The organism is Mariprofundus sp. NF, assembly GCF_013387455.1.
In the GTDB taxonomy this organism is placed as follows: Bacteria; Pseudomonadota; Zetaproteobacteria; order Mariprofundales; family Mariprofundaceae; genus Mariprofundus.
Genome location: NZ_VWNC01000001.1, coordinates 131,676 through 154,154, shown reverse-complemented (window position 1 = coordinate 154,154; position 22,479 = coordinate 131,676). Strand labels below are relative to the sequence as shown.

General features: G+C 51.4%; 23 protein-coding genes. 6 read left to right on the top strand and 17 right to left on the bottom strand.

Features of this window, described 5'->3' with window-relative positions:
- Positions 1-96: 96 nt before the first annotated feature.
- The gene (locus F3F96_RS00770) at positions 97-2,367 is read left to right on the top strand and encodes an NADP-dependent malic enzyme (protein WP_176961353.1); all 2,271 of its coding nucleotides are present in this window, start codon (positions 97-99) and stop codon (positions 2,365-2,367) included.
- 155 nt (positions 2,368-2,522) lie between these two features.
- Entirely contained in the window at positions 2,523-3,140 is a 618-nt protein-coding gene (locus tag F3F96_RS00765; protein ID WP_176961352.1) for a hypothetical protein, read from the top strand.
- A 157-nt stretch (positions 3,141-3,297) separates the two neighbouring features.
- Here F3F96_RS00765 and F3F96_RS00760 read toward each other — a convergent pair whose 3' ends face one another.
- Positions 3,298-4,245, bottom strand: coding sequence for a M23 family metallopeptidase (locus tag F3F96_RS00760; protein WP_241697571.1), 948 nt, complete (start codon positions 4,243-4,245; stop codon positions 3,298-3,300).
- Between the two features lie 104 nt (positions 4,246-4,349).
- Between F3F96_RS00760 and F3F96_RS00755 the strand changes: the two genes are divergently transcribed.
- From F3F96_RS00755 to prmC, 4 genes are read left to right on the top strand one after another with little or no spacing between them, the layout of a single operon-like run.
- A complete protein-coding gene (locus F3F96_RS00755; protein WP_176961351.1) occupies positions 4,350-4,799 on the top strand; it encodes a hypothetical protein in 450 nt (149 codons plus the stop codon).
- Between the two features lie 10 nt (positions 4,800-4,809).
- A complete protein-coding gene (hemA, locus tag F3F96_RS00750) occupies positions 4,810-6,126 on the top strand; it encodes a glutamyl-tRNA reductase (protein ID WP_176961350.1) in 1,317 nt (438 codons plus the stop codon).
- On the top strand, positions 6,107-7,180 hold the full coding sequence (gene prfA / locus F3F96_RS00745; protein ID WP_176961349.1) for a peptide chain release factor 1: 1,074 nt from the start codon (positions 6,107-6,109) through the stop codon (positions 7,178-7,180). Before hemA ends, prfA begins: the two co-directional genes overlap by 20 nt.
- On the top strand, positions 7,128-8,021 hold the full coding sequence (gene prmC, locus F3F96_RS00740) for a peptide chain release factor N(5)-glutamine methyltransferase (protein WP_176961348.1): 894 nt from the start codon (positions 7,128-7,130) through the stop codon (positions 8,019-8,021). The genes prfA and prmC overlap by 53 nt, the downstream gene beginning before the upstream one ends.
- A gap of 352 nt (positions 8,022-8,373) precedes the next feature.
- Here the strand turns inward: prmC and F3F96_RS00735 are convergent, their stop codons facing one another.
- From F3F96_RS00735 to rpsO, 16 genes are all read right to left on the bottom strand, one after another.
- A complete protein-coding gene (locus tag F3F96_RS00735; RefSeq protein ID WP_176961347.1) occupies positions 8,374-9,003 on the bottom strand; it encodes a response regulator transcription factor in 630 nt (209 codons plus the stop codon).
- Positions 9,004-9,140: 137 nt separating this feature from the next.
- Positions 9,141-9,623, bottom strand: a complete 483-nt coding sequence (locus F3F96_RS00730; RefSeq protein ID WP_176961710.1) for a peptidylprolyl isomerase — start codon at positions 9,621-9,623, stop codon at positions 9,141-9,143.
- 90 nt (positions 9,624-9,713) lie between these two features.
- Complete coding sequence (locus F3F96_RS00725; RefSeq protein ID WP_176961346.1) at positions 9,714-10,694, bottom strand: aminoglycoside phosphotransferase family protein; 981 nt, start codon at positions 10,692-10,694, stop codon at positions 9,714-9,716.
- Positions 10,684-11,397, bottom strand: a complete 714-nt coding sequence (locus F3F96_RS00720; RefSeq protein WP_176961345.1) for an SPOR domain-containing protein — start codon at positions 11,395-11,397, stop codon at positions 10,684-10,686. Before F3F96_RS00720 ends, F3F96_RS00725 begins: the two co-directional genes overlap by 11 nt.
- Before the next feature lie 31 nt (positions 11,398-11,428).
- Positions 11,429-13,138 (bottom strand): arginine--tRNA ligase, encoded by a 1,710-nt coding sequence (argS, locus tag F3F96_RS00715; protein WP_186338861.1) that lies wholly within the window; start codon positions 13,136-13,138, stop codon positions 11,429-11,431.
- A 94-nt stretch (positions 13,139-13,232) separates the two neighbouring features.
- The gene (mutM, locus tag F3F96_RS00710) at positions 13,233-14,048 is read right to left on the bottom strand and encodes a bifunctional DNA-formamidopyrimidine glycosylase/DNA-(apurinic or apyrimidinic site) lyase (protein WP_176961343.1); all 816 of its coding nucleotides are present in this window, start codon (positions 14,046-14,048) and stop codon (positions 13,233-13,235) included.
- Positions 14,049-14,176: 128 nt separating this feature from the next.
- Positions 14,177-14,572, bottom strand: a complete 396-nt coding sequence (locus F3F96_RS00705) for a hypothetical protein (protein ID WP_176961342.1) — start codon at positions 14,570-14,572, stop codon at positions 14,177-14,179.
- A gap of 97 nt (positions 14,573-14,669) precedes the next feature.
- Positions 14,670-15,164 carry a peptide deformylase gene (gene def / locus F3F96_RS00700; RefSeq protein WP_370465476.1) on the bottom strand — a complete coding sequence of 165 codons (495 nt, stop codon included), beginning with the start codon at positions 15,162-15,164 and terminating at the stop codon, positions 14,670-14,672.
- 31 nt (positions 15,165-15,195) lie between these two features.
- Positions 15,196-15,729, bottom strand: a complete 534-nt coding sequence (locus tag F3F96_RS00695) for a glycine cleavage system protein R (protein ID WP_176961341.1) — start codon at positions 15,727-15,729, stop codon at positions 15,196-15,198.
- 70 nt (positions 15,730-15,799) lie between these two features.
- Positions 15,800-16,144, bottom strand: a complete 345-nt coding sequence (locus tag F3F96_RS00690) for an iron-sulfur cluster assembly accessory protein (RefSeq protein WP_176961340.1) — start codon at positions 16,142-16,144, stop codon at positions 15,800-15,802.
- Positions 16,141-17,277, bottom strand: a complete 1,137-nt coding sequence (locus F3F96_RS00685; RefSeq protein WP_176961339.1) for a cysteine desulfurase family protein — start codon at positions 17,275-17,277, stop codon at positions 16,141-16,143. Before F3F96_RS00685 ends, F3F96_RS00690 begins: the two co-directional genes overlap by 4 nt.
- A complete protein-coding gene (locus F3F96_RS00680; protein ID WP_176961338.1) occupies positions 17,261-17,758 on the bottom strand; it encodes an Rrf2 family transcriptional regulator in 498 nt (165 codons plus the stop codon). The genes F3F96_RS00685 and F3F96_RS00680 overlap by 17 nt, the downstream gene beginning before the upstream one ends.
- 140 nt (positions 17,759-17,898) lie before the next feature.
- Complete coding sequence (cysE, locus tag F3F96_RS00675) at positions 17,899-18,639, bottom strand: serine O-acetyltransferase (RefSeq protein WP_176961337.1); 741 nt, start codon at positions 18,637-18,639, stop codon at positions 17,899-17,901.
- A complete protein-coding gene (locus F3F96_RS00670) occupies positions 18,639-19,892 on the bottom strand; it encodes a pitrilysin family protein (protein WP_176961336.1) in 1,254 nt (417 codons plus the stop codon). The genes cysE and F3F96_RS00670 overlap by 1 nt, the downstream gene beginning before the upstream one ends.
- 67 nt (positions 19,893-19,959) lie before the next feature.
- Positions 19,960-22,062: a polyribonucleotide nucleotidyltransferase gene (pnp, locus tag F3F96_RS00665; RefSeq protein WP_176961335.1), complete on the bottom strand. Its 2,103-nt coding sequence runs from the start codon at positions 22,060-22,062 to the stop codon at positions 19,960-19,962.
- Positions 22,063-22,152: 90 nt separating this feature from the next.
- The gene (gene rpsO, locus F3F96_RS00660) at positions 22,153-22,425 is read right to left on the bottom strand and encodes a 30S ribosomal protein S15 (RefSeq protein WP_176961334.1); all 273 of its coding nucleotides are present in this window, start codon (positions 22,423-22,425) and stop codon (positions 22,153-22,155) included.
- Positions 22,426-22,479 lie beyond the last annotated feature (54 nt).

Sequence of the window (22,479 nt, the reverse complement as noted above, 5' to 3'; positions counted from 1 at the left end):
TGAACCGCACAGAATCGCTGAATTTATTCAGCGATTCCTTCTCAATCCGCCGCTATAATGCCGCACTGCAACGAGATTACACCACAGGAGCCCACCATGCCAAAAGATGCGATGAAAAAAGAAGCCTTAGAGTATCATCGCTCGCCCACTCCCGGAAAAATATGTGTAAAACCGACCAAACCGTGCCTGACCCAGCGTGATCTGGCGCTGGCCTATAGCCCGGGCGTGGCAGAACCCTGCCTGGCTATTGCAGATAACCCTGAACTGGCCGATGAGTATACATCGCGTGCCAACCTCGTTGGTGTGATCAGTAACGGCACCGCTGTACTGGGGCTGGGTAATATCGGCGCACTGGCCGGTAAACCGGTAATGGAAGGTAAGGGCGTACTGTTCAAACGTTTTGCTGATATCGATGTCTTCGATATTGAGCTGGATGAACTCGACCCACAGAAGTTTGTCGATACCGTGGCACGCATGGAGCCCACCTTCGGCGGCATCAACCTTGAAGATATCAAAGCACCTGAGTGTTTCATTATTGAAGAAGAGCTGAAGAAACGCATGAACATCCCTGTTCTGCATGATGATCAGCACGGCACAGCGGTAATCACTGCTGCCGCCTTCCTCAACGCCCTGATCCTGCAAAACAAAGCCATCGAAGATGTGAAGATCGTCTGCCTCGGTGCCGGCGCTGCCGGTTTTGCCTGCATGAAGCTGATCGAGCAGCTCGGTGCCAAACGCGAAAACATCCTCTTTCTCGATCGTAAAGGTGTCATCACTAAAGACCGTGACGAAGATCTACCGCCGCACAAAGCCTATTTCGCTTCAGAACGGGCCGAGCGCACACTGGAAGAGGCGATGAGTGGTGCCGATGCCTTTGTCGGCCTCTCACAGGGCAATATGGTGACGGTTGAAATGCTTCAGTCGATGGCCGCCAAACCGATTGTATTTGCCATGGCCAATCCCGATCCTGAGATTGATTACGATCTTGCCATGAGTGCCCGCAAAGATCTGATTATGGCCACCGGCCGCTCCGATCATCCGAATCAGGTGAATAATGTACTGGGTTTCCCTTTCCTCTTCCGTGGCGCACTGGATGCCAGAGCCACCGCTTTTAACGAAGAGATGAAGATGGCAGCCGTGCGTGCGCTGGCTGATCTTGCCCGTCAGGATGTGCCTGCATCCGTGCTTAAAGCTTATGGTGTCAAAGAGCTACGCTTTGGCCCTGAATATATTCTTCCCAAGCCGTTTGATCCCCGCCTGATCGAAGTCGTGCCTGTCGCAGTGGCCCTGGCAGCCACCGAAACCGGTGTGGCCCGCAAGCCGCTGACAGATCCGGCAGCTTATGCCCAGGAGCTGGCTGGCCGCATTGACTCTTCACGCCTGTTTATGCGTATGATTATGGATAAAGCCAGAGCCAACCCACTTCGTCTTGTCCTGCCTGAAGGCGAAGATGAGACCATCGTACGCGCGGCTATTGAGATGCAAGAGCTTGGCATCGCCACGCCGATTCTGATTGGTCGTAAAACACAGATGGATGCGCTCTGCCAGCATGCGCAGCTCGATCTCGATGGCATTGAGGTGATCGATCCTCTTGTTGAGGATGCCCGCTTCTCAAATCTTGCTGATGCCTACTATTTTGATCGCAAACGCCACGGCATTCTTCATGATGATGCAGCCATAACACTACGTGGTGATATCAACATCTTCGGCTCCATGCTGGTGCGTCAGGGTTTTGCAGACGGCATGCTCTCCGGTCGTACTGCCCACTACCCTGCGGTACTGCGCCCGCTGCTGAAGGTGCTCGGGCACGACACCACAGGTCACCATCATCATGTCTATGGCATGTATATCATGATCATGGAGAACGGTGCCTACTTCATGGCTGACTGCACGGTCAATGTGGATATGGATGCCGAACAGCTGGCCAGACTCGCCGAACTGGCCGCTGAAACCGCGGTTTCTCTGGGCTGTGAGGCGCGCGTCGGCATGCTCTCATTCTCCAACTTCGGCAGTGCTGAACATCCCGAAACCCTCAAGGTTGCAGAGGCCACGCGCATTCTACATGAGCGCTGCCCTGATCTGGTTGTTGATGGTGAAATGCAGGCTGATACCGCTGTTAATGCAGCGATTATGAAACATTATCCGTTCAGCAAACTTAAAGAACCAGCCAATATTCTGGTATTCCCGACCATGCAGGCAGGTAATATCTCCTATAAACTGCTACGAGAACTTGGTGGCGGTACCGCTATCGGCCCTATCCTGCTTGGCCTGCCCTATCAGGCGCATGTACTGCAGACCGGTGCCAGCGTGGATGATATTGTCCATATGGCTGCAATCGCCGCCGCCCGCGAAGCTGACGACGCTTAAGCGGCTCAGTAACAACCACATAAAAAAGGCGACCCAACGCAAGATGTGGTCGCCTTTTTTATTCAGTGCAGAAGCTTAGCGAATAGCTGCTAACGGCCACAAGCGGACGTTCCATATCAGAGGACTTTATCTAATGAATTCGGTAAGGTTTTGTGATGATTAAAAGTGAAATAGTTGCCGAATCTAAAGAGATAGCAAGTTGGCTTCATAATAAGATTGATGGTTTATCAGTACCTGGGCATGAGAAAGGCAGAGCTTCCGCGAGCTGTTTTGATGTTGTCTTTGAACACCAGCAGGCTTTCACAATCCTGATTGATAATAAGCTGTACGGGTCGGCCTTTGTGCTGGCTCGATCTGCATTTGAAGCATACATCAGGGGAATATGGCTAAATAAATGTGCTTCTGATGACCAGTTTAGAAAGTTTATGAATGAAACACTAAATCCCAGTTTGGGTAAGTTAATATCAGATGTTGAGGAACTGGATGGTTATTCTGAAGGCGTGCTATCAACTGTAAAAGCTTCAGGTTGGTCATTGTTATGCAGCTTTACTCACTCAGGCTTCAACCAACTATCCCGGCGAGTGACTGATGAATATATAGAGCCAAATTATAGTGACAATGACGTCATCCAAATTGCAGGGTTTGTGAATTCAATGGCCCTACTTGCAGGAGTGGAGGTAGCTATCTTGACTGGTAATACTAAGCTTCCAGTGGAGTTTGTGGATAAGATGGATCAATATGTTGCCAACTCAATAAAAAGTACGGAGTGCTAGATTTATAATGCTTTGAATGACCGCTTGTGGCCGGAAGCAGACTCTCATTTAGGTGAGTGTAGACCATTTTTGCTGATGTGCCCTTCTCATCTAACACACAAAAAAAGCGGCCCATCACAAGATGTGGCCGCTTTATTATAAATGCTTAGTTAGATATTCAGCCGCGAGGCAGGAATGAGCGGGGGTTGATCAGTTTGCCATGACGGCGCACTTCGTAATGCAGGTGCGGGCCAGTGGAGTGACCAGTGGAGCCGATACGTCCGAGCAGATGACTATGCTCTACCACATCGCCGATCTTGACCGACAAGCTACCCATATGACCATACCGTGTTTTGTAACCGTGACCATGTTCAATATCCACCACATAACCGAAATCGGGCATTTTACCGGCAAAGGTCACAACGCCACGGCTGGCTGCCAGAATCGGAGCGCCGTAACGGTTGGCAATATCCACGCCATAGTGCTTTGAAGGGTTACCACTGAACGGATTGATACGTGGCCCGAAATGGGAGCTGATCCAGCCACCTTCGGTTGGCCATGCATGCGGGCGGGCACTCTGTGCGTCACGTTTCTTCTCAAGCATATAATCTACAGCGGTAAGCTGGGCACCAAGCTGGCTCAGACGGCCATCAAGTTGTGCCATCGTTTCGTGCAAACCTGCTTCGATATTTAGCGATTCAGACTTCTGCTCGCGGGGGCCGCCAAAAGCGGGCTCAAGTCCAAAATCAAATTCGGATTTGTCGAGGGAGGCAACATCCACAAGTTTGCTGCCCAACTGATCAAGACGGGAGATGCGTGCCTGCATCTGGCCCAAGGTGCGCGCGTAGACAGCCATCTTCTGCTGATCGGCATCCAGCTTCAACTGCAGAGAGGCCAGCTCCTGCGCTTTGTTTAACTGCGCATAATCGAGTGCCACCTGTGTCTGTTTAAGGGCAAGTTTCAACTGAGATGTTTGCGAAAGGCTATAAGCACCCCAGCCACCAAACAGCAGTGCAGCAGAGATCAGAGAGATTCCCGCCACAGCAACCTTACGGCTGAACACAACACCAAAGATCCGACCTGTCGAAGAGGCGGAGAAGACCAGCTGTTTTTTCAGTTTTTGCAAAAAGCCCCCATGCTTTACCAACTTACCTGTAGTGCCGCCCTTCAACGACCAGTCAACTAAAATGCTCTAATTGACTGTCTCAGTTAAGCTTTTATCCTTGGCCGATGAATCCATCGATTTCACCCGGCAAAGAGATATTTATTCAACGCCACTGCATGCAACAACTACTTCATCAGGCCCTTGTTTCAGACCCGAAACCGTGTTGCGGCTTGCTTGCAGGCGGCGAGAATATGATAGAATCGGCCCTTCCTGTCACGAATTTTGTAAATAGTGATGTCCACAAATTGACACATGGCACAGACAGCGACCACCAGAGCAGAGGTATTTATCTCTCATCCAGCCCCGACAGTCAGCCTGATGTGCAGTTAATTGAAGCGCTAAGCAAGCTGTGTGAATCACAGCTGGGCGGTGCTCCAGACTACTGTCTACTGCTCGATCTTGGTCACCAGGGCCGTATGGATGCACTGCTTTTTTCTGATCAGGCGCTTACTCAACCTCAGCCGCTGAATATGCTGGAAGAGAGCGACCTGTACCCACAATCTTCAAACCGCTAAGCTTTCGCCCATGCGTATCTGTCATATCGGACTGAATCATAAAACTGCCCCCGTCGCCTTGCGGGAGAGGCTGGCTGTTTCCGAAGCCGACATTGCCGAGATTCTTAAGCAGCGCATTGCTCATCCGGCCATTCGCGAAGCAGCACTGCTATCCACCTGCAACCGTGTTGAGATGACCGTGGTAACCCACGATCCCGATGCCGCCATTGCTGCTGTGCATGAGTGGTTTGCTGAAAAAGCCAAGATGAGTCTGGAGCAGGTGTGTGAGCACCTCTACTCCTACACCACCGATGAGGCGATCCGGCATCTCTTCTGTGTCGCTTCAGGACTGGATTCACTGGTACTCGGTGAGCCGCAGATTCTCGGGCAGGTTAAAACCTCCTATGAGCACGCGCTGACATCCAATTCTGCAGGTCATGTCCTGCACAGGTTGTATCAATCGACATTTGCAGCGGCCAAACGGGCCCGCAGTGAAACTGAGATCGGTAAGCAGGCGGTTAATATCTCTTCCTGTGCGGTTGAGCTGGCCCGCCACATCTTTGGCGACTTGGCGGGCAAAACAGTACTGCTTATGGGCGCAGGCGAGATGGCTGAGCTTGCTGCCCGCCACCTCAGAGGTAATGGCTGCTCAGATATTCTGGTTGCCAACCGCACCCTGGAACGCGCCCAGAATCTGGCGATGGAGTTTGAGGGGCATGCCCTGACACTCGATCAGATCCCTGATTATCTCGATGCCGCCGATATTGTGCTCTCCAGTACCGGTGCCAGCACCTTTGTGCTGCTGCCTGAAACCGTTCAGAAGGCGATGAAAAAACGTAAAGGGCGTCCGATGTTTCTGGTCGATATTGCTGTGCCGCGTGATATCGATCCGCGCATTGGTGATATTGATGGTGCCTACCTCTACGATATTGATGACCTGCAACAGGTTGTGCAGGGCAATGTTGAACACCGTCAGCATGAGGCCGAACAGGCACGTGAAATCATTGAGGAGGAGGCACTCTCTTTCCTCTCCTGGCTGAAATCTCTTGAATCGGTTCCACTGATCCGCTCCATCCAGCAGCAGATGGAACTGCGCCGCCGCGAAGAGATGGAGAAAGCGCTGCGTTATATGAAAGATCTTGATGCTTCACAGATCGAAGCGGTGGAGCGCTTCAGTAAAGCGCTGATGAAGCGCTACATGCATCCAACCCTGCAGACGCTGAAAGTGCTTCCCGATGATATTGAAGGCGATCTGCTGATGGGCGCGGCCAAACGGCTATTTGACCTTGAATTAACACCATCCACACTCACCCACACAAAGGGGAAGAATGAACAATCGTCTGGATAATATCCTTCACCGTCGCGAAGAGATCGGCATCCTGCTCTCCGACCCTGACGTCACATCTGATAACAAACGATTCATTAAGCTCTCCCGCGAATACTCCGAAATCGAACCCGTTGCAGATGAAGCAGCGCACTACCTGCAGCTGGCACAACAGCTTGCCGATAACCGCGAGATGATCGCAGATGCCGAGTGCGACCCTGAGCTCAAAGCACTGGCTGAAGAAGAGATTCTTGAGATAAAAAGTGCCATGCAAGAGAGCGATGAGAAGCTCTCCATTCTGCTGCTTCCTAAAGATCCGAATGATGCCCGCGATATTATTCTCGAGGTCAGGGCCGGTACCGGCGGTGATGAAGCTGCCCTGTTTGCCGGCAGCCTGTTCCGTATGTACAGCCGCTATGCAGAATCACAGGGTTTCAAGGTGGAGGTTCTCTCCGCCAGTGAGTCGGAGGTCGGTGGTTATAAAGAGATCGTCGCGCAGATTACCGGTGATGGTGTTTTCTCCCGTTTCAAATTCGAATCCGGCGTGCACCGCGTTCAGCGTGTGCCGGAAACCGAGTCCGGTGGCCGCATTCACACCTCTGCCTGCACGGTTGCTATTCTGCCTGTTGCTGAAGAGGTGGAGATCAACATTCGCCCTGAAGATATCCGTATTGATGTATATCGCGCCTCCGGTGCCGGTGGTCAGCATGTTAATAAAACCGAGTCAGCCGTGCGTATCACCCACGCACCCTCAGGCATCGTAGTCACCTGTCAGGATCAGGCCAGCCAGCATAAAAACAAAGCCCAGGCGATGAAAGTGCTGAAGGCACGCATCTATGACAAAGAGCAGTCCGAAGTCGATAACGAACGGGCTGAGGCACGCAAGGGTATGGTCGGTTCCGGTGATCGCTCAGAACGCATCCGCACCTATAACTTCCCGCAAGGTCGTGTTACCGACCACCGCATCAATCTCACCCTCTATAAACTGGATCAGATTATCGGTGGTGAAATGGGTGAGTTAATCGATGCCATCCTCACCTACCATCAGGCGGAACTGCTCGCAGCTCAGGGTTCATAAGCCGTTGAACATCCGCGAGATGATTCTGCTGGCGGCCAGTCAGCTTGCAGAGGCAGGCTGTGAATCGGCAAGGGTGGATGCTGAGATTCTGCTGATGCACGTCTGGCAGACCAGTCGTACCGATCTGATCATCCGCGCCATGGATGAAGTCCCGGAAGATATCCAGCAGGCCTTCCAGATGCTGATCAAACGCCGTGAGAGACGCGAGCCGGTGGCGTATATCATCGGAGAAAAAGAGTTCTGGTCGCGCCCGTTTATGGTTAGCCCGGATGTGCTGATCCCCCGTCCTGAAACCGAGCACCTGATCGAAATGGTGCTGGAACAGTTCCCGGATAGAAATGGCAGTTACCAATTCTGTGATATCGGCACCGGTTCCGGCTGTATTGCCATCACGCTGGCCTGCGAGTTTCCCCAGGCACATATTATCGCCACCGACATATCCGAAGGCGCCCTGGCCATAGCCCGCAGCAATGCGGAGAGTCTGAATGTCTCAGACCGTATCACCTTTCGCCACGGCGACATGCTGCAACCACTCAAAGAGAGTGATGGGCCTTTTGATGCGATCATCTCCAACCCGCCCTATGTGGCAAAACATGAGATGGATGATCTTGCAGCGGAACTGGATTTTGAGCCGCGCGGCGCACTGACTGATGAAGCCAATGGCCTGCAGTTTATAGAGATCATTCTAAATGAAGGCGTTAAACGCGTGAAACCTGAAGGGCTGATCATGGTCGAAACAGGCCCCTGTGGCCTCCCTGAAACGCCTGCTCAACTGACCATGAAAAAGGAGATCATTGATCTTGCCGGCCACCTGCGTGGCGGAATCTATCAAGCCGGGTAAAGTGAACAGTTATTGGCAGTGAGTGGCGCATCAAAAACTCCCACTCAGTCGATATTTACCTGTGATCACTGCCTCGATCATCGGCCTGCTGAGCTTTACTTTCAGGTGATGAAATTTTTTTAGTGTTTGCAGTCTGTGCCTCAAACAGAGGCCTTGGAAATGGGTATGCGATACTTTTTTTCATCTCTTCACTCCTGATCCTTTCAATAGTTCCCTCTGCCTCTTCGGCTTCAGCGTGGTGAGAATTCTATAACAGTAAGTATCAAGAAATGTGTGAACTATTTAACAATCTAAAAACTCTGTTTTGGTATTTCACTGTTGTTGAAAACAGGGCCTGAGACTACGAGAAAAATTAGTGACGGATCAGATTAAGCTGAACAGCCTCATAAACCGCTTCGCCGCGTGACTGAACATCAAGTTTTTTATAGATACGTTTACCGTAGGTTTTTGCTGTAGATGTGGTGAAGGAGAGCGCTTTTCCGATCTCGGTATAACTGCAACCCTTATAGAGCAGCTGCAGCACATCCTGCTCCCGTTCAGTGAGCCCCAGCCTGGCTGCAAGTCGGCTATCAAACGGCTTAGTCTCCACCTCTGCAGTTAACACCTTCTCTACACAGTTCAGAAGCTCCTCGATATGTACAGGTTTCTGCAGATAGTCAGATGCATTCGAGCGCAGTGCCTGCACGGCAGAATCGGTACTTGGGTAGGAGGTCATAATCACCACCGGAGTATCCGGTGACACTGAACGGATATACTCAGCTATATCAAATCCGGTATAGGTAGAATCGACAAAAACCAGATCCATCAATACCAGCGCAAAACTGTCAGCATCCATGGCCTCTCTGGCTGTGTCGAAATCAGATGCAACCACGGTGGGATAGTCATGGGCATTCAACGCATATTCAAGGAATATACGTGTCACCTCATCATCATCGACAATAAGAACCTTCTTGCCGACCCATTTCACTTTAAACCCTGCCATGCCGGAAATCCCCGTCTCATCTCCCTGTGACTGTAGCACAGAAGCAAGCATATACTATGAAAAAACCTTCTGCACAAAAAAAGAGCCACCCCGGAGGGCAGCCCTTTTATCATCTTCAGCGTCCTTATGGGTGGAGATCAGCCGCAGCTCTCATCTCCACTATGCACATGGCCATGCTCCAACTCTTCGGCACTTGCATCGCGCACCTCTTCAACAGTCACATCAAAATGCAGACGTTCACCAGCCAGTGGATGATTGCCATCAACAGTGACCTTATCACCATCTACCCCTGCAATACGCACCACCTGAACACCTTCGGAGGTTTGTGCCTGAAACTGCATACCCACCTCAATCTTCTCTACACCCTGGAACATCTCAGCAGGTACAACTTCAGTCAGTGCAGCATTATATTCGCCGTAGGCATCTGCAGCCTCAATGGTTACCTGCAGCGCATCGCCTGCGCCTTTGCCATCCAGCGCAGACTCCAGTCCCGGAATAATATTCTCAGCACCATGCAGATAGACCATCGGTGCCCCACCACTGGATGAGTCGATAGTCTCTCCGGCATCATTGGTTAGCGTATATTGAAATGAAGCGACTTTGTTGTTGCTGATCTGCATGTTGATCTCCTTGCTTGTAAAACCGGTTGCATCTGCCACCAGCCCCATTTTAGGGGCGCGACCCTACGCGAAGCACAATGACATTCAAGGTCAGCTGTTGGACGGTTCAGTGTAAAGCAGTGGAAACTGATCCTGATGCATGCCTAAAACCTGCAACTCTTCGAGCAGATGTTTTCTGGTTAGCGGTATCTCAGTGAGGAACTGTTTTTTGCCATCACGGTGGGCAAGTCGTGCGAAGATACCAATCGCTTTGATATGGCGCTGCAGTGCTGTCATGCGCAATTTCTGGTGCCAGTCGTCAAAACCGGAGAATCCGGCAGCCAAAGAGTGCGGCAGATGATCGAAGAAATAACGGCTCCAGACTCTGCGTTGTGGTTCAGGATAATCCTGATAACAGTCATAAAGCAGTGAGGCCAGATCGTAGCTCACAGGCCCCATGACGGCGTCCTGATAATCAATCATGCCCAGTGGCAGCTCACCGGCGGGAAGCATCAGATTGCGGCTATGGTAATCCAGATGCACCGGCACCTGCGGCAGCGCTGCAATGATCGTCACGGTATCGGCCAAAGCGTTATGAAACTGCTGCCGCTGATCCTTTGTCGGTTCAAGGCCTGCGACCTTTGGCAGGTACCAGTCGAGATAGAGATCACATTCACGTCGCATTCTCGCTATATCAAAAAACGGCAGATCCATTTCAGGGGCAGAGGCTTGCAGAAGATGCAGCTGCCGCAGCCCATCCTTAAACAGTGGTTCCAGATCAGATTTTGTCTCACAGCAACCTGCCCACGTCAGATCCCCAAAATCTTCCATCAGCAGGAATCCCTGGGAAAGATCCTCAGCAAACATCTTGGACACACGAATATCGGCACGCACAAACCAGCTGCGTACCGCCAGAAACAGGGAGACATCTTCATGCGGAGGTGGTGCATCCATCAACACATAGTGGCGCTGACTATCCTCTACCCGGAAATAGCGGCGAAACGATGCATCACCGGCTAAGGGTACGATCTGATATTCACGACCCAGAACGTGCTCTAACCAACCCTTTCGTTGTGATTCTCTATCCGCCATCACGAACCAGCAGGCCTCTGATCTTCATCTTCTCCTGAATGTTACGCACCGCATCTTTGGCCAGATCTTTGTTCGTATAAGGGCCGGCATAAACCCTGAACCACTGGCCACGACCAGGCAGATTGACGCTGTGTACAAAAGCGGTGAAGCCGGCCTTCATCAGCTTTAACTGCAGTGATGTTGCATCACTCCTTGTTTGAAACGAACCCAGCTGAACACGGTAAGTGATATGATCGCTGGCAGCGGCATCAATGACCGAAGTCGCAGGAGCCTGTTCAGGCGCTTCAACCTCAAGTGTCTGCCCCATAGGCCTTGCCGCAGCCGGAGTTGAATCAGGAACTGAAGAGGGGGTTACCGACTGTTCGGGCAGCTCCTGATAAAACTTCAACTCACCGACTTTGGTGTGAGCGCTGGCTCCCGCCTTGGTTTTCCACTGCTCAACCAGATCCTGCAAAGTCTCGATTTTTGCCTGCAGCACTGCTGTTTCTGAGTCCTTCTTCTCCAGCTCACTGCGTACTTTGTTGAGATCAGAACGCGAGATGCCATCTGAAACAGGCTGCGCCTGATTGCCTCCCAACCAGAAACCCGCTGCAAAGCAGAGTCCGGCAATGATAACAATGCCCAGAACAGAGAGTATCGAACCACTCTCTTTTTTCTTTTCCGAACGTGCCGGTGCAACCACCTTGGCAAAATCACGAGCCATTAATGGCCCCTATGATGATTCATCAACAGATTCACATGCGATCCGGAGCGGAAACACCGAGTACCGCTAAGCCATTGCGAATCACCTGCGCAACCGCTTTGGCCAGCAGCAGGCGTGCTGCAGTCAATGTTGCATCCTCGGTAACCACACGATGTTTGTGGTAGAAGCTGTGGAAATCTGCCGCCAGACGCATGGTGAAGGTTGCAATCCGGTAGGCCTCCAGCTTATCCGCCGCTTTTTTCAGCGCTTCGGGGTAAGCCAGAAGATGGGCTATCAGGCGCTGCTCCTCATGTGAGGTGAGCACGGAAACGTCCACATCCTGCACATCACCGAGCACAACGCCCTCCTCCTCAGCCTTACGCAAAATGGCGCAGACACGGGCATAGGCGTACTGAACATAATAGACAGGGTTTTCATCATTCTTCTTCTTGGCCACCTCAAGATCAAAATCGAGCTGACTCTCCACCCTGCGGGTCATAAAGTTGAAACGAACAGCATCCGCACCCACTTCATCCACCACTTCACGCAGCGTTACAAAGGTTCCTGAACGTTTGGACATACGCACCGGTTTACCATCACGGGTCAAATTTACCATCTGAACCAGCAGCACATCCGGCTGGGCTTCAAGCCCTGTTAGCGCCTTCATCGCCGCCTGAACACGGGTGACATAACCACCATGATCAGCGCCCCAAACGTCGATCATACGCCCAAATCCGCGCTGAAATTTATCAACGTGGTAAGCGATATCGGCAGCGAAATAGGTAGGCGTGCCATCCTGTTTGGCCAGTGGCCGATCTACGTCATCACCAAAATCGGTCGTTCTGAACAGCAGCTGCTCTACCGGCTGGTAATCAGTGACCTCTTTACCTTTTGGTGGCGGCAAAGTGCCGGGATAGACAATGCCATCAGCTTTGAGCTTCTCGATCAGCTCAAGAACACGGCCGGACTCATGCAGATCGCTCTCGGGAAAGTAGAGATCAAATGCGATATTCAGTGCACCAAGATCTTCACGGATCATCGCCATATTGGCAGCTACAGATTCGCGACCAAGCAGTTTTTCCCGCGCCTCATCATCCATGGCGATCAAGGCATGAAAATCGATATGTTCGAGAATATCTTTGGCAATTTCGATGACGTAGGCACCGGGATAGGCTGATTCAGGCAACTCAATCGTTTCACCCTGCAACTCGCGCATGCGCAGCCAGACTGACTCGGCCAGCACACCTATCTGGGCACCGGCATCGTTGATATAATATTCGCGATGCACATCGCGACCGCACATGGCCAGCAGGCGACCCAGCACATCACCGACAACCGCACCACGGGCATGCCCCACATGCATAGGTCCAGTGGGATTGGCCGAGACAAACTCGAGATTCACCTTCTCTGCCTTCTCATCAAGCGGCACACGGCCATAATCATCACCAGCGATCAGGATCGTTTTCAGGATGCCCGCTTCACTCGCCTGCTTCAGACGGATATTGATAAAACCGGGACCTGCGATTTCAGCAGATTCAACGGCATCCGGCCACACGACCAGTTCAAGAATCGATGCTGCGATCTGTTGCGGGCTTCGCTTAAGCAGGCGCGCCAGCGGCATCGCCGCATTGGTCGCATAATCGCCATGTTCTCTGCTCTTGGTGCGTGTCAGTTGAACCTGTGGCGCTTCAGCACCCTCTATATCCTTGAGCAACAGTTCTAACGCCTGCTGCAATGCCTGTTCTAAAGCCTGTTTCACCATGCCTCCGGTCTTATCGAGTGATCACTCAGATAACGTCGGCGCATCTTAACCGCCCAGCCGATCTTTTTCACGGGATTAGGAGAGCTTTGTGCTATTAATGCTGGCAGCCGGGACAATAAAATGTGCTTCGACCAGCTTGAACCATTCGTTTAATCTGTTTATCACAGCGCAAACAGGCCTTCCCTTCCCGACCATAGACCTGAAAGCTATGCGCAAAATAACCCGGTTTGCCATCGGCTTTAACAAAATCACTGATCGTACTGCCACCTGCTACGATGGCCTCGGCCAACACCTGCTTGATCGAATCCGTTAACAAAGCCAATCTTTTTTTCGAGATTCTGCCTGCGGCTCTGGAAGGATGAATACCCGCCCGAAGCAGTGATTCGGCGGCATAGATGTTACCAACACCAACCACATTGGCGGCATCCATAATGACTGTTTTGATCGGAGCCTTGCGGCCGTGACAAATGGCAGCGAGATGATTGCTATCAAAATCTACGCTTAGTGGCTCTGGCCCCAACCTGGCAAACCACGGATGTGAAAGCAGCTGATCTGCATGGATCAGCCCCGCATAACCAAAGCGTCTTGCATCACGATAGCGCAGACTCTGGCCATCAGTGAGATCAATACGCACATGTTCATGGGATCCCTTCTCACTTGCTGTTGATAACATATGAAACTGACCGGTCATGCCCAAATGCCAGACCAGCAGCTGATCACTATCCAGTTGAAATAGCAGATACTTCGATCTTCTCGCAACCGCTGTGATGCGCTGTCCAACCAATCCAGAGAGATCAGGCAATGTATAGCGAAGCTGCTGACGAAAACAGGTTACAGCACTGATTGTTCGATTCATTAACAGGGGTTCAAGTCCGGTTCGGACTGTTTCAACTTCAGGGAGTTCAGGCATATCTACTTCTGATTAAATAGCTCATAAATATTATTCCATACAAAAAAACCATCCTAGATTAGATATGTAATCTAGGATGGTTGCAGCGTACCATGACAAAACTGCCATGTATCAATTAAATCAAACGATCAGTTATTAAACAATCCAGTTTTATGTTTCACTGCTGCTTCTGTTAACTTAACCCGTTTTACAACCTGACTTTCATTAAACAAAATAGTCAGCTGTTTTTTCGTTCCACTTGCTGTACCACCAAAAGAACCAACAATTGGCACATAGCTTATGGCATCAGCACTTGTGTTTTCAAACTCATATGTCCAAATCTCCAGACCATCACCTGTAAAGCTTGTGCTGGTAGCTGCTCCATATTGTGCCTGAACCTCTGCCGCCGTGGTGGTTCCTTCAATTATTTTATTTGAAACAGTTTGCTTTGTTTCATCTCTAAGAGCTTCGTTACCACTTGATGCGCACCCTGCCAAGAGCCCCAACCCAAGAGCAATAGCCGCTATTTTCATGCTGACTTTCATTTATCTCCCTCCTAATTCATTAGAAAATCGCTCTGCCGAGCAGAGCGATTTACCTTAGTAAAGCAGATAATATTCAATCCGCAAGCTGCTTATGAAATTAAGAAGGAAGACGTCTGACCAGGCCTTTGCTTGAGACAATGCGATCAATGAACAGCACACCATCAAGGTGATCAATCTCATGCTGGATCACCCGAGCTTCAAAACCGGTCGCCTCAAGGTTTTGCCGATTGCCGTGCAGATCATTGTAACTGAGCATGATATTTTTTGCCCTCGGCACCATGCCAACCCAGTCGGGAACAGAGAGGCAGCCTTCGCGCCCCAGTGATTCACCCTCTCTGGATTCAATCTGTGGGTTGGCCAGATAGAGCAGGCCATGGTTTTTGCATGGGCGCATACTTTGACTGCAATCGACAACGACAAGCCTGAGGTTTTCACCCACCTGCGGTGCCGCAATGCCGACACCACCGGGGCCTGCACGCATGGTGGCCTCCAGCTTTTCAAACAACTGCGTAAGTTCATCACCAAAGGATTCAACAATCTCAGCCTTGCGGCGAAGCCGTTCATCCGGATTTTTCAGAATTTCAAAAGTCACAACGAATAGAAGCAGCTCTAACTGTGGTCAGTTAGAGAACGGCATCATCCAGAGCGTGGATCTCAATATCGATATCCCGCTTAGTCGCCACATCTTTCATGGCCGCCAGCATTGCTTCACTCTGCGCAGATGCACTCACCTCAAGCACCATCAGGTAGACACTGCTGCCCTCTGATTCACGTGACTGGGTCGATACATCCACAATAGAGACGCCCGACTGCACCAGTGCATCAGTAACCGCATACACAATACCTACAGCATCCGCACCGTGTACGGTAATGACATGATCCGGCTCCATCGCTTGCCTGGAGGCCTCTTCATCACTGATCACCTGTGACTGTACTGTCAGGCGCGTGCGCTGCTCCAGTTCGGCAAGGGCTGCCTTTAATTCACCGAGACTTCTATCTTCAGGCAGCTTTACGATCAGCATCATCGTAAAACGACCGCGCAGCGCAGTCATGGATGAGTCTTCGATATTGGCATTCAGGTGCAGCATCGATTCGGCCACATCCCGTACAATGCCCACACGATCGTGACCGGAGATAGATAAAAGTACATTCGACATAAGTGCCCCCCTGATTTTGCAGGCACTCAGGCTATGAGGCCTGCCGGATTAATTCAATTTGAATTGTGAGTTAGACTGAAAAAGAGACGCCGCATCCGCAGGCACCTTTCTGATTCGGGTTCTGATAAACGAATGCCGATGAGAGAGCATCTTTCTGAAAATCAAGTTTCAGACCTGTAAGTGCCGAGGTATAGGATTCAGCATCGACATAGAGCGTAAAACCTTCATAGGCCTTTTCAATATCACCAGCAGCCGGGCCATCAACCACATCCATAACATATTCAAGGCCGGAACAACCCGCCGCTTTCACTGCCAATCGCAATCCATGTTTGCCATCACTGCTGACAAGCTCTCTGATCCGGGCTACAGCCGATTCAGTCAGTTCAATATTCATGTTTGCTGCCTTACTACTCATGCTGCCATACCTGCCATTTTTTTAAGTCGTTGATCGGCTGTTACCAGCGCTTCAACCAGCGCGATTGCGTCATCACTGCCATTGTCAGGGCCAAAACTGACGCGCAGTGAACTTCTCGCCTTTAACTCGGAAGCCCCCATCGCCAGCAGCACATGCGAAGGTTCACGTTTGCCTGACGAACAGGCAGAACCGGAAGCCACGGCAAAACCGGCCAGATCCAGCTGCATCAACAGTGTTTCACCATCAAGACCCGGCAGTATTACCAGAGAGGTGTTGGCTGTACGCGGCGCTGTAGCTGCAACCACTTCGGCCCTCGGCATACGTTTCTGCAACTCCGATTCAAAGAGATCGCGCACCGCTTCACAGCCACTGAAATCCACTTTGCCCAATGCCGCAGAAAAACCGGCAATGCCCGGCACATTCTCAGTGCCTGATCGGCGGCCACGTTCCTGCCCGCCACCGGGGGTCAGCTCGCTGAGTTTGACACCTCTGCGCACCAGCAGTGCACCAATACCTTTGGGGCCACCGATTTTGTGCGCGGAGAGACTCATAAAGTCAATACCAAGATCATTAAATCGTAACGGTTTCTTACCCAGCATCTGCACTGCATCCACCAGCATCGGAACAGTCTTTTCCCGGCATATCGCAGCAACCTCTTCAACCTGCTGAAGCGCGCCACTCTCGTTATTGGCATACATCAGACAGAGCAGCCGGGTCTCGTCATTGATCACCGCTTTCAAACTCTCAACGCTGACCACACCAGTTACATCAGGACGCACTTTCACCAGTTCCCATTCGGGATGACCGGCAACAAATGACTCCAGCGGCTTGAGAACCGCAGGATGCTCAATAGCTGTCGTAATAATCCGGCCCGGTTTACTGGTGGAGAGGACACTATGGATAGCGATGTTATTCGCCTCTGTACCGCCGGATGTATAGACAATGCTACCGGCTTCTGTACCGACAAAAGCGGCCAACCGGTCTCTGGCATCATCCACAATACGGCGCGCAGCCCTGCCTGCCCAGTGCAGGCTGGAGGGGTTGCCCGGTGCTGCCATGGCCGCTTCGGTCATGGCCTCAAGGCTCTCTTTTAGCTGTGGATATGTGGCGTTACAGTCAAGATATCGATGCAATATTCACCTTCGCTTCGTGAACTTCAGGTTGCATAATATAGTTTTGAACGTCACCCAGTTCCACATTATTAAGGAACACATCCTCATTGCAGACCTGATCAAGACTTACCGCATCAAGGAAACGGTAGATATGCTGACCGAGCGACTCCCACAACTGATGGGTATCACAACGGTTGCCGCGATGACAACCGCGTACGCCATTCTCACACATGGTGGTGCGTACCGGTTCATTCACTGCACGAATAATATCGGCAACTGAGATATCGACAGACTCCTTGGCCAGAAGATAACCGCCACCGGGACCCCGCACAGAACGAACAAGACCCGATTCACGCAGACGACGAAACAGCTGCTCCAGGTATGAGAGTGAAATAAACTGGCGTTCAGAGATGGCCGCCAGTGTCACCGGACCTTCAGTCTGCTGCTTATTCAGATCTACCATCGCAGAGACAGCATAACGCCCTTTACTTGTTAATCGCATATCAACCTCCTGATACAATAACCCTGTAAAAAGGTCGGATATTATAAAGCCGACTCTTTTAGTCAAGTATTAAGGTTGAATTAAGATCAATAAATAATGCATGGCCTGTAAATCGAATAAGGGAGGAGCCCGACGAATCCCTAGATGCCGCCACCAAGAAAGCGCTCCAGCTTCTCCTGCTCACTCAGGCGATCCTTATCAAGATCATCGGATTCTTTTGCTTCTCTGCCTTTGGCATCGGGATGGAAGGTATCAATGCGCGCATTCACGTCCTCAATCATTTTCAGCACATGGCCGAGCGCTTCAGATACCGGGTTAGCAAGCAGATGATGATCAAGATTAATTTTACCATCTTCAATCAGTGATTCGGTTGTTGCCACCACTGTGCCGGGAATACCTACAACCGTTGAGTGCTCAGGCACATCACGGAACACCACCGAGTTGGCACCAATGCGTGACTGCTGTCCGATGGTAATCGCACCCAGCACCTTCGCACCTGCACCGACAATCACACCGTTGTGAAGCGTGGGATGACGTTTGGTCTTCTCCCAGGTTGTACCGCCGAGGGTAACACCGTGATAGAGCGTCACATCATCCCCGATCTCGGTAGTTTCACCGACCACAATGCCCATGCCATGATCGATAAAGAAACGCCGACCTATGGTTGCTCCAGGATGAATCTCAATGCCGGTAAAGAAACGGGCCATATGCGATACAAAACGCCCAAGCCAAAACAAGCGTCGACGCCACAGCGCATTGGCCAGACGATACATCCAGATCGCATGCAGCCCCGGATAGCAGGTCAGAACCTCCCATGCCGAACGAACGGCCGGGTCACGGTCATATGCGGTGCGTATATCTTCTTTGATAGCGGTAAACATCAGCGAATTCTACCACAGATTTCTGAAAGTGCCTTCTCAGGTGCGGCAATGCTCCACAGCTTTTCAGCCGATAGGCGGGATGCAGACCACTGTGCAACGGTATCAGCATCTACCGATCTGATTCGTTCAAGCCACTGCAACGGAGAAATCAGCACAGACTCATCGAGCCTGCCACCCAGATAGAGCATCTGCCCCTCCACTGAATCCAGCCCCATACGCAGCTGAACCTCCAGCTGCCGGCGAGCTCTCTCCACCTCATCATGGGTGATGCTTTCAGCAAAATCATCCATCAACGAGGAGAGCAGAGATACACACTGCGCAGCCCGTTCAGGCTCTGAGCCACAGGTGACACTCCAGGTTCCGACATCACTGAGTGAATTCATGTGTGAACCGACACTGTAGGCCAGCCCACGCTTCTCGCGCACCTCACGAAACAGTCGTGAACTCATACCGCCACCAAGCACCTGATTGGCCAGCCACGCCACCGGCCGCTCTTCTGAGCTGGCAGGAATTCCTGCAACCGAGACAATGATCTGTGCCTGTCCGCCTTCACGCTTTAGCGACTGCACGCCTGTCGCCATAGCATCCGGCTGCTGTCGGGCTACCGCTTCACCCCTCTTTCGCCAGCTTGCCTCTGCCACAGCATCAACAAGCTGCTGATGAGAAATATTACCGGCCGCGGTAACCAGCATGCGAGGGGATCGATACCAGCGATTCAAAAAACCGGTCAGATCCTCTGCACCAATCGCTGCCAGAGAGTCATGAGTTCCGAGTACAGGTTTACCGATGGCTGCTGTAGGGAAGAGTGCCTCCACATGCTGATCAACGATCCACTCTTCCGGCGTATCTTCCACCATGGCCATTTCGGCATAGATCACTTCGCGCTCACGCGGCCACTCATCGGCAGGCAGTGCAGGCTCCTGCACCATAGCCATCAGGATATCGAGTGCCTCGCGCCACTTCTCATGCAGCACATGCAGATGAAAGCAGGTGCGCTCTCTGGAAGTATATGCGTTGGCGTTGCCGCCCAGTTCATCAAGCTTCTCGGCCAACTGATGCACATCCATATCTCTGGTGCCTTTAAACAGCATATGCTCCAGCGCATGCGTGATACCAGCCTCTGAAAGAGACTCATCACGGCTGCCAACATCGATATAGATGCCGAGTGCCACACTCTGGGCAGCAGGCATCTCATGCGTAAGCACCAGCGGCCCGTCACTCAGATCTGTTTCTTGATAATACGATTCAGTCATTTTCACCCACAAACAAGAAGAGGCGGGCAAAAGCCCACCTCTTCCGAACAGCTTGAATTAAGCCTCATTAGCTCTCGGTTTCTTCCAGAAGCGCCTTCATAGAGAGACGGATACGACCATTACGATCAACATCCAGTACCTTCACACGAACTTCCTGACCTTCAGAGAGCTCATCTGCCACTTTATCAACACGATGGTTGGCAATCTGTGAGATATGAACCAGACCATCAGTACCGCCAACAACACGAACGAATGCACCGAAGTCCATCAGTTTGACAACCTTACCGGTGTAGATCGCGCCAACTTCAACCTCAGATACAATATCTTCGATCATCTTCTTGGCCGCTTCACCAGCTTCACCGGTCACTGCAAAGATCTTCACGGTTCCATCATCTTCGAGATCAACCTTGGCACCGGTTGCTTCAACGATACCACGAATCACTTTACCACCAGCGCCGATCACTTCGCGAATCTTGTCCGCTTTGATCTTCATGGTGATCATGCGAGGTGCATGGTCAGCAATAGAACCGCGTGGTGCTTCGATGCATTTGGCCATCTCATCAAGGATGTGAATACGACCGGCATGCGCCTGGCCGAGTGCTTCCTTCATGATGTCACGGGTCAGACCGCCGATTTTGATATCCAGCTGCAGCGTGGTTACGCCATCACGGGTACCAGCCACTTTAAAGTCCATATCGCCGAGATGATCTTCATCACCCAGAATATCGGTCAGAACTGCATAACCGTCAGACTCAAGAATCAGACCCATGGCAACGCCGGCAACAGCTGCTTTCACAGGTACGCCAGCATCCATCAATGCCAGAGATGTACCACATACAGAGGCCATAGAAGATGAACCGTTAGATTCAGTAATCTCGGATACAGAGCGGATTGCATAACCGAAATCATCCATTGCAGGCAGAACAGCTTCAATACCACGACGGGCAAGACGGCCATGGCCGATCTCACGACGTCCCGGAGGGCCGAAGCGACGTGCTTCACCAACAGAGTATGGCGGGAAGTTGTAGTGCAGCATGAAACGCTGTTTAGCTACGCCTTCCAGAGATTCAGTCATCTGCATATCAGACTCGGTACCGAGTGTAATGGTAACCAGCGCCTGAGTTTCACCACGGGTGAACAGGGCAGAACCATGGGTACGAGGCAGAATACCGATCTGTGAATCAATGGCGCGAACCTGATCGGTTGCACGACCATCAATACGCGGGTTGCCGGCAATGATAGAGCGACGAACAACGCTCTTCTCAAGATTCTTCATCGCAGAGCTAACATCGTTAGATGAGAACTGACCCGGATTCTCTTCAGAACCAGCCAGTTTCTCCTGTGCAGCTGCACGGAAAGCATCGATCTTGGCTGCACGCGCAGACTTATCGACAATGGCATAAGCTTCGCGAACATCAGCTTCGAATGCTGCATTAACAGCGTCCTTCACTTCAGCGTTGCCTGCCAGCTCTACAACCAGCTTCTCTTTACCAGCAAGTTTCACCAGCTCTTCAATGGCATCGAGTACAGGCTGGTAACCTTCCTGACCGAAGATGATCGCATCGATCATCTGCTCTTCAGAGAGCTCTTTAGCCTCAGACTCAATCATCAGTACTGCACTGCGGGTACCGGCAACAATCAGATCCAGATCAGACTCTGCAACCTGCTCATAAGTCGGGTTGAGTACGAACTCGCCATTGATCAGGCCAACGCGGGAAGCTGCAATAGGCTCAGCGAATGGAACATCAGAGATCGAGAGTGCAGCAGATACAGCGTTGATAGCGATGATGTCCGGGTTGGTAGCTTCATCAGCAGAGATAACAGTCGCGATGACCTGAGTCTCGTGGAAATAACCTTTAGGGAACAGTGGGCGAATTGGACGGTCGATCAGACGTGAAGTCAGAGTCTCCTTCTCGGATGGACGACCTTCGCGCTTGAAGAAACCGCCAAGAAAACGGCCTGCTGCGTATGTTTTTTCCTGATAGTGAACAGTCAGCGGCATGAAATCTACGCCCTGCAGTGGCTGCTTGGCAGCGGTTGCAGCAACGTGAACAACAACGTCGCCAACCTTAGCCAGAACCGAACCACCGGCCTGTCGGGCTACACGCCCTGTTTCGAATGAGATTGTTTGGCCAGCTACTTCGGCCTGGGTAGTTTTTACATCAAACATGGATTACTTCCTTATTAACGCGCTGTCTTTGGCGTGGCTAAAACCGGTATAAAGAAAAAAGGCGGCCCGAAAGGGCCGCCTGAAACTGTTTTACTTACGCAGACCCAAGGCTTCGATAAGGGTACGATAACGACCGAAGTCTTTACCTTTAAGGTAACCGAGCAAGCTACGACGCTGGCCGACCATCTTAAGCAGACCGCGACGTGAATGATGATCTTTATGGTTCTCTTTAAAGTGACCCTGAGAGAGCTGGTTAATACGCTCAGTCAGCAGAGCAACCTGTACTTCTGGTGAACCTGTGTCGCCTTCACTGCGACGAAATTTCTCAATAATTGTGTTTTTTTCTTCCAGCGCCAAAGACATGAACGTTCTTACCTCTTATTTTCTTTCCTTTTCATTAGGGCGGCGAACCATAGC

Excerpts from the sequence above, each read along its gene's own strand:
- cysE (WP_176961337.1), bottom strand. The coding sequence starts at position 18,639 with ATGTTTACCGCTATCAAAGAAGATATACGCACCGCATATGACCGTGAC.
- hemA (WP_176961350.1), top strand. The coding sequence starts at position 4,810 with ATGCGTATCTGTCATATCGGACTGAATCATAAAACTGCCCCCGTCGCC.
- prfA (WP_176961349.1), top strand. The coding sequence starts at position 6,107 with ATGAACAATCGTCTGGATAATATCCTTCACCGTCGCGAAGAGATCGGC.
- F3F96_RS00680 (WP_176961338.1), bottom strand. The coding sequence starts at position 17,758 with ATGCGATTAACAAGTAAAGGGCGTTATGCTGTCTCTGCGATGGTAGAT.
- F3F96_RS00720 (WP_176961345.1), bottom strand. The coding sequence starts at position 11,397 with ATGGCTCGTGATTTTGCCAAGGTGGTTGCACCGGCACGTTCGGAAAAG.
- argS (WP_186338861.1), bottom strand. The coding sequence starts at position 13,138 with ATGGTGAAACAGGCTTTAGAACAGGCATTGCAGCAGGCGTTAGAACTG.
- F3F96_RS00690 (WP_176961340.1), bottom strand. The coding sequence starts at position 16,144 with ATGAGTAGTAAGGCAGCAAACATGAATATTGAACTGACTGAATCGGCT.
- F3F96_RS00730 (WP_176961710.1), bottom strand. The coding sequence starts at position 9,623 with ATGCAGATCAGCAACAACAAAGTCGCTTCATTTCAATATACGCTAACC.
- F3F96_RS00755 (WP_176961351.1), top strand. The coding sequence starts at position 4,350 with ATGAATCCATCGATTTCACCCGGCAAAGAGATATTTATTCAACGCCAC.
- F3F96_RS00725 (WP_176961346.1), bottom strand. The coding sequence starts at position 10,694 with ATGGCGGATAGAGAATCACAACGAAAGGGTTGGTTAGAGCACGTTCTG.
- F3F96_RS00735 (WP_176961347.1), bottom strand. The coding sequence starts at position 9,003 with ATGGCAGGGTTTAAAGTGAAATGGGTCGGCAAGAAGGTTCTTATTGTC.
- F3F96_RS00770 (WP_176961353.1), top strand. The coding sequence starts at position 97 with ATGCCAAAAGATGCGATGAAAAAAGAAGCCTTAGAGTATCATCGCTCG.
- prmC (WP_176961348.1), top strand. The coding sequence starts at position 7,128 with ATGCCATCCTCACCTACCATCAGGCGGAACTGCTCGCAGCTCAGGGTT.
- F3F96_RS00670 (WP_176961336.1), bottom strand. The coding sequence starts at position 19,892 with ATGACTGAATCGTATTATCAAGAAACAGATCTGAGTGACGGGCCGCTG.
- mutM (WP_176961343.1), bottom strand. The coding sequence starts at position 14,048 with ATGCCTGAACTCCCTGAAGTTGAAACAGTCCGAACCGGACTTGAACCC.
- pnp (WP_176961335.1), bottom strand. The coding sequence starts at position 22,062 with ATGTTTGATGTAAAAACTACCCAGGCCGAAGTAGCTGGCCAAACAATC.
- F3F96_RS00705 (WP_176961342.1), bottom strand. The coding sequence starts at position 14,572 with ATGAAAGTCAGCATGAAAATAGCGGCTATTGCTCTTGGGTTGGGGCTC.
- F3F96_RS00695 (WP_176961341.1), bottom strand. The coding sequence starts at position 15,729 with ATGTCGAATGTACTTTTATCTATCTCCGGTCACGATCGTGTGGGCATT.
- rpsO (WP_176961334.1), bottom strand. The coding sequence starts at position 22,425 with ATGTCTTTGGCGCTGGAAGAAAAAAACACAATTATTGAGAAATTTCGT.
- F3F96_RS00765 (WP_176961352.1), top strand. The coding sequence starts at position 2,523 with ATGATTAAAAGTGAAATAGTTGCCGAATCTAAAGAGATAGCAAGTTGG.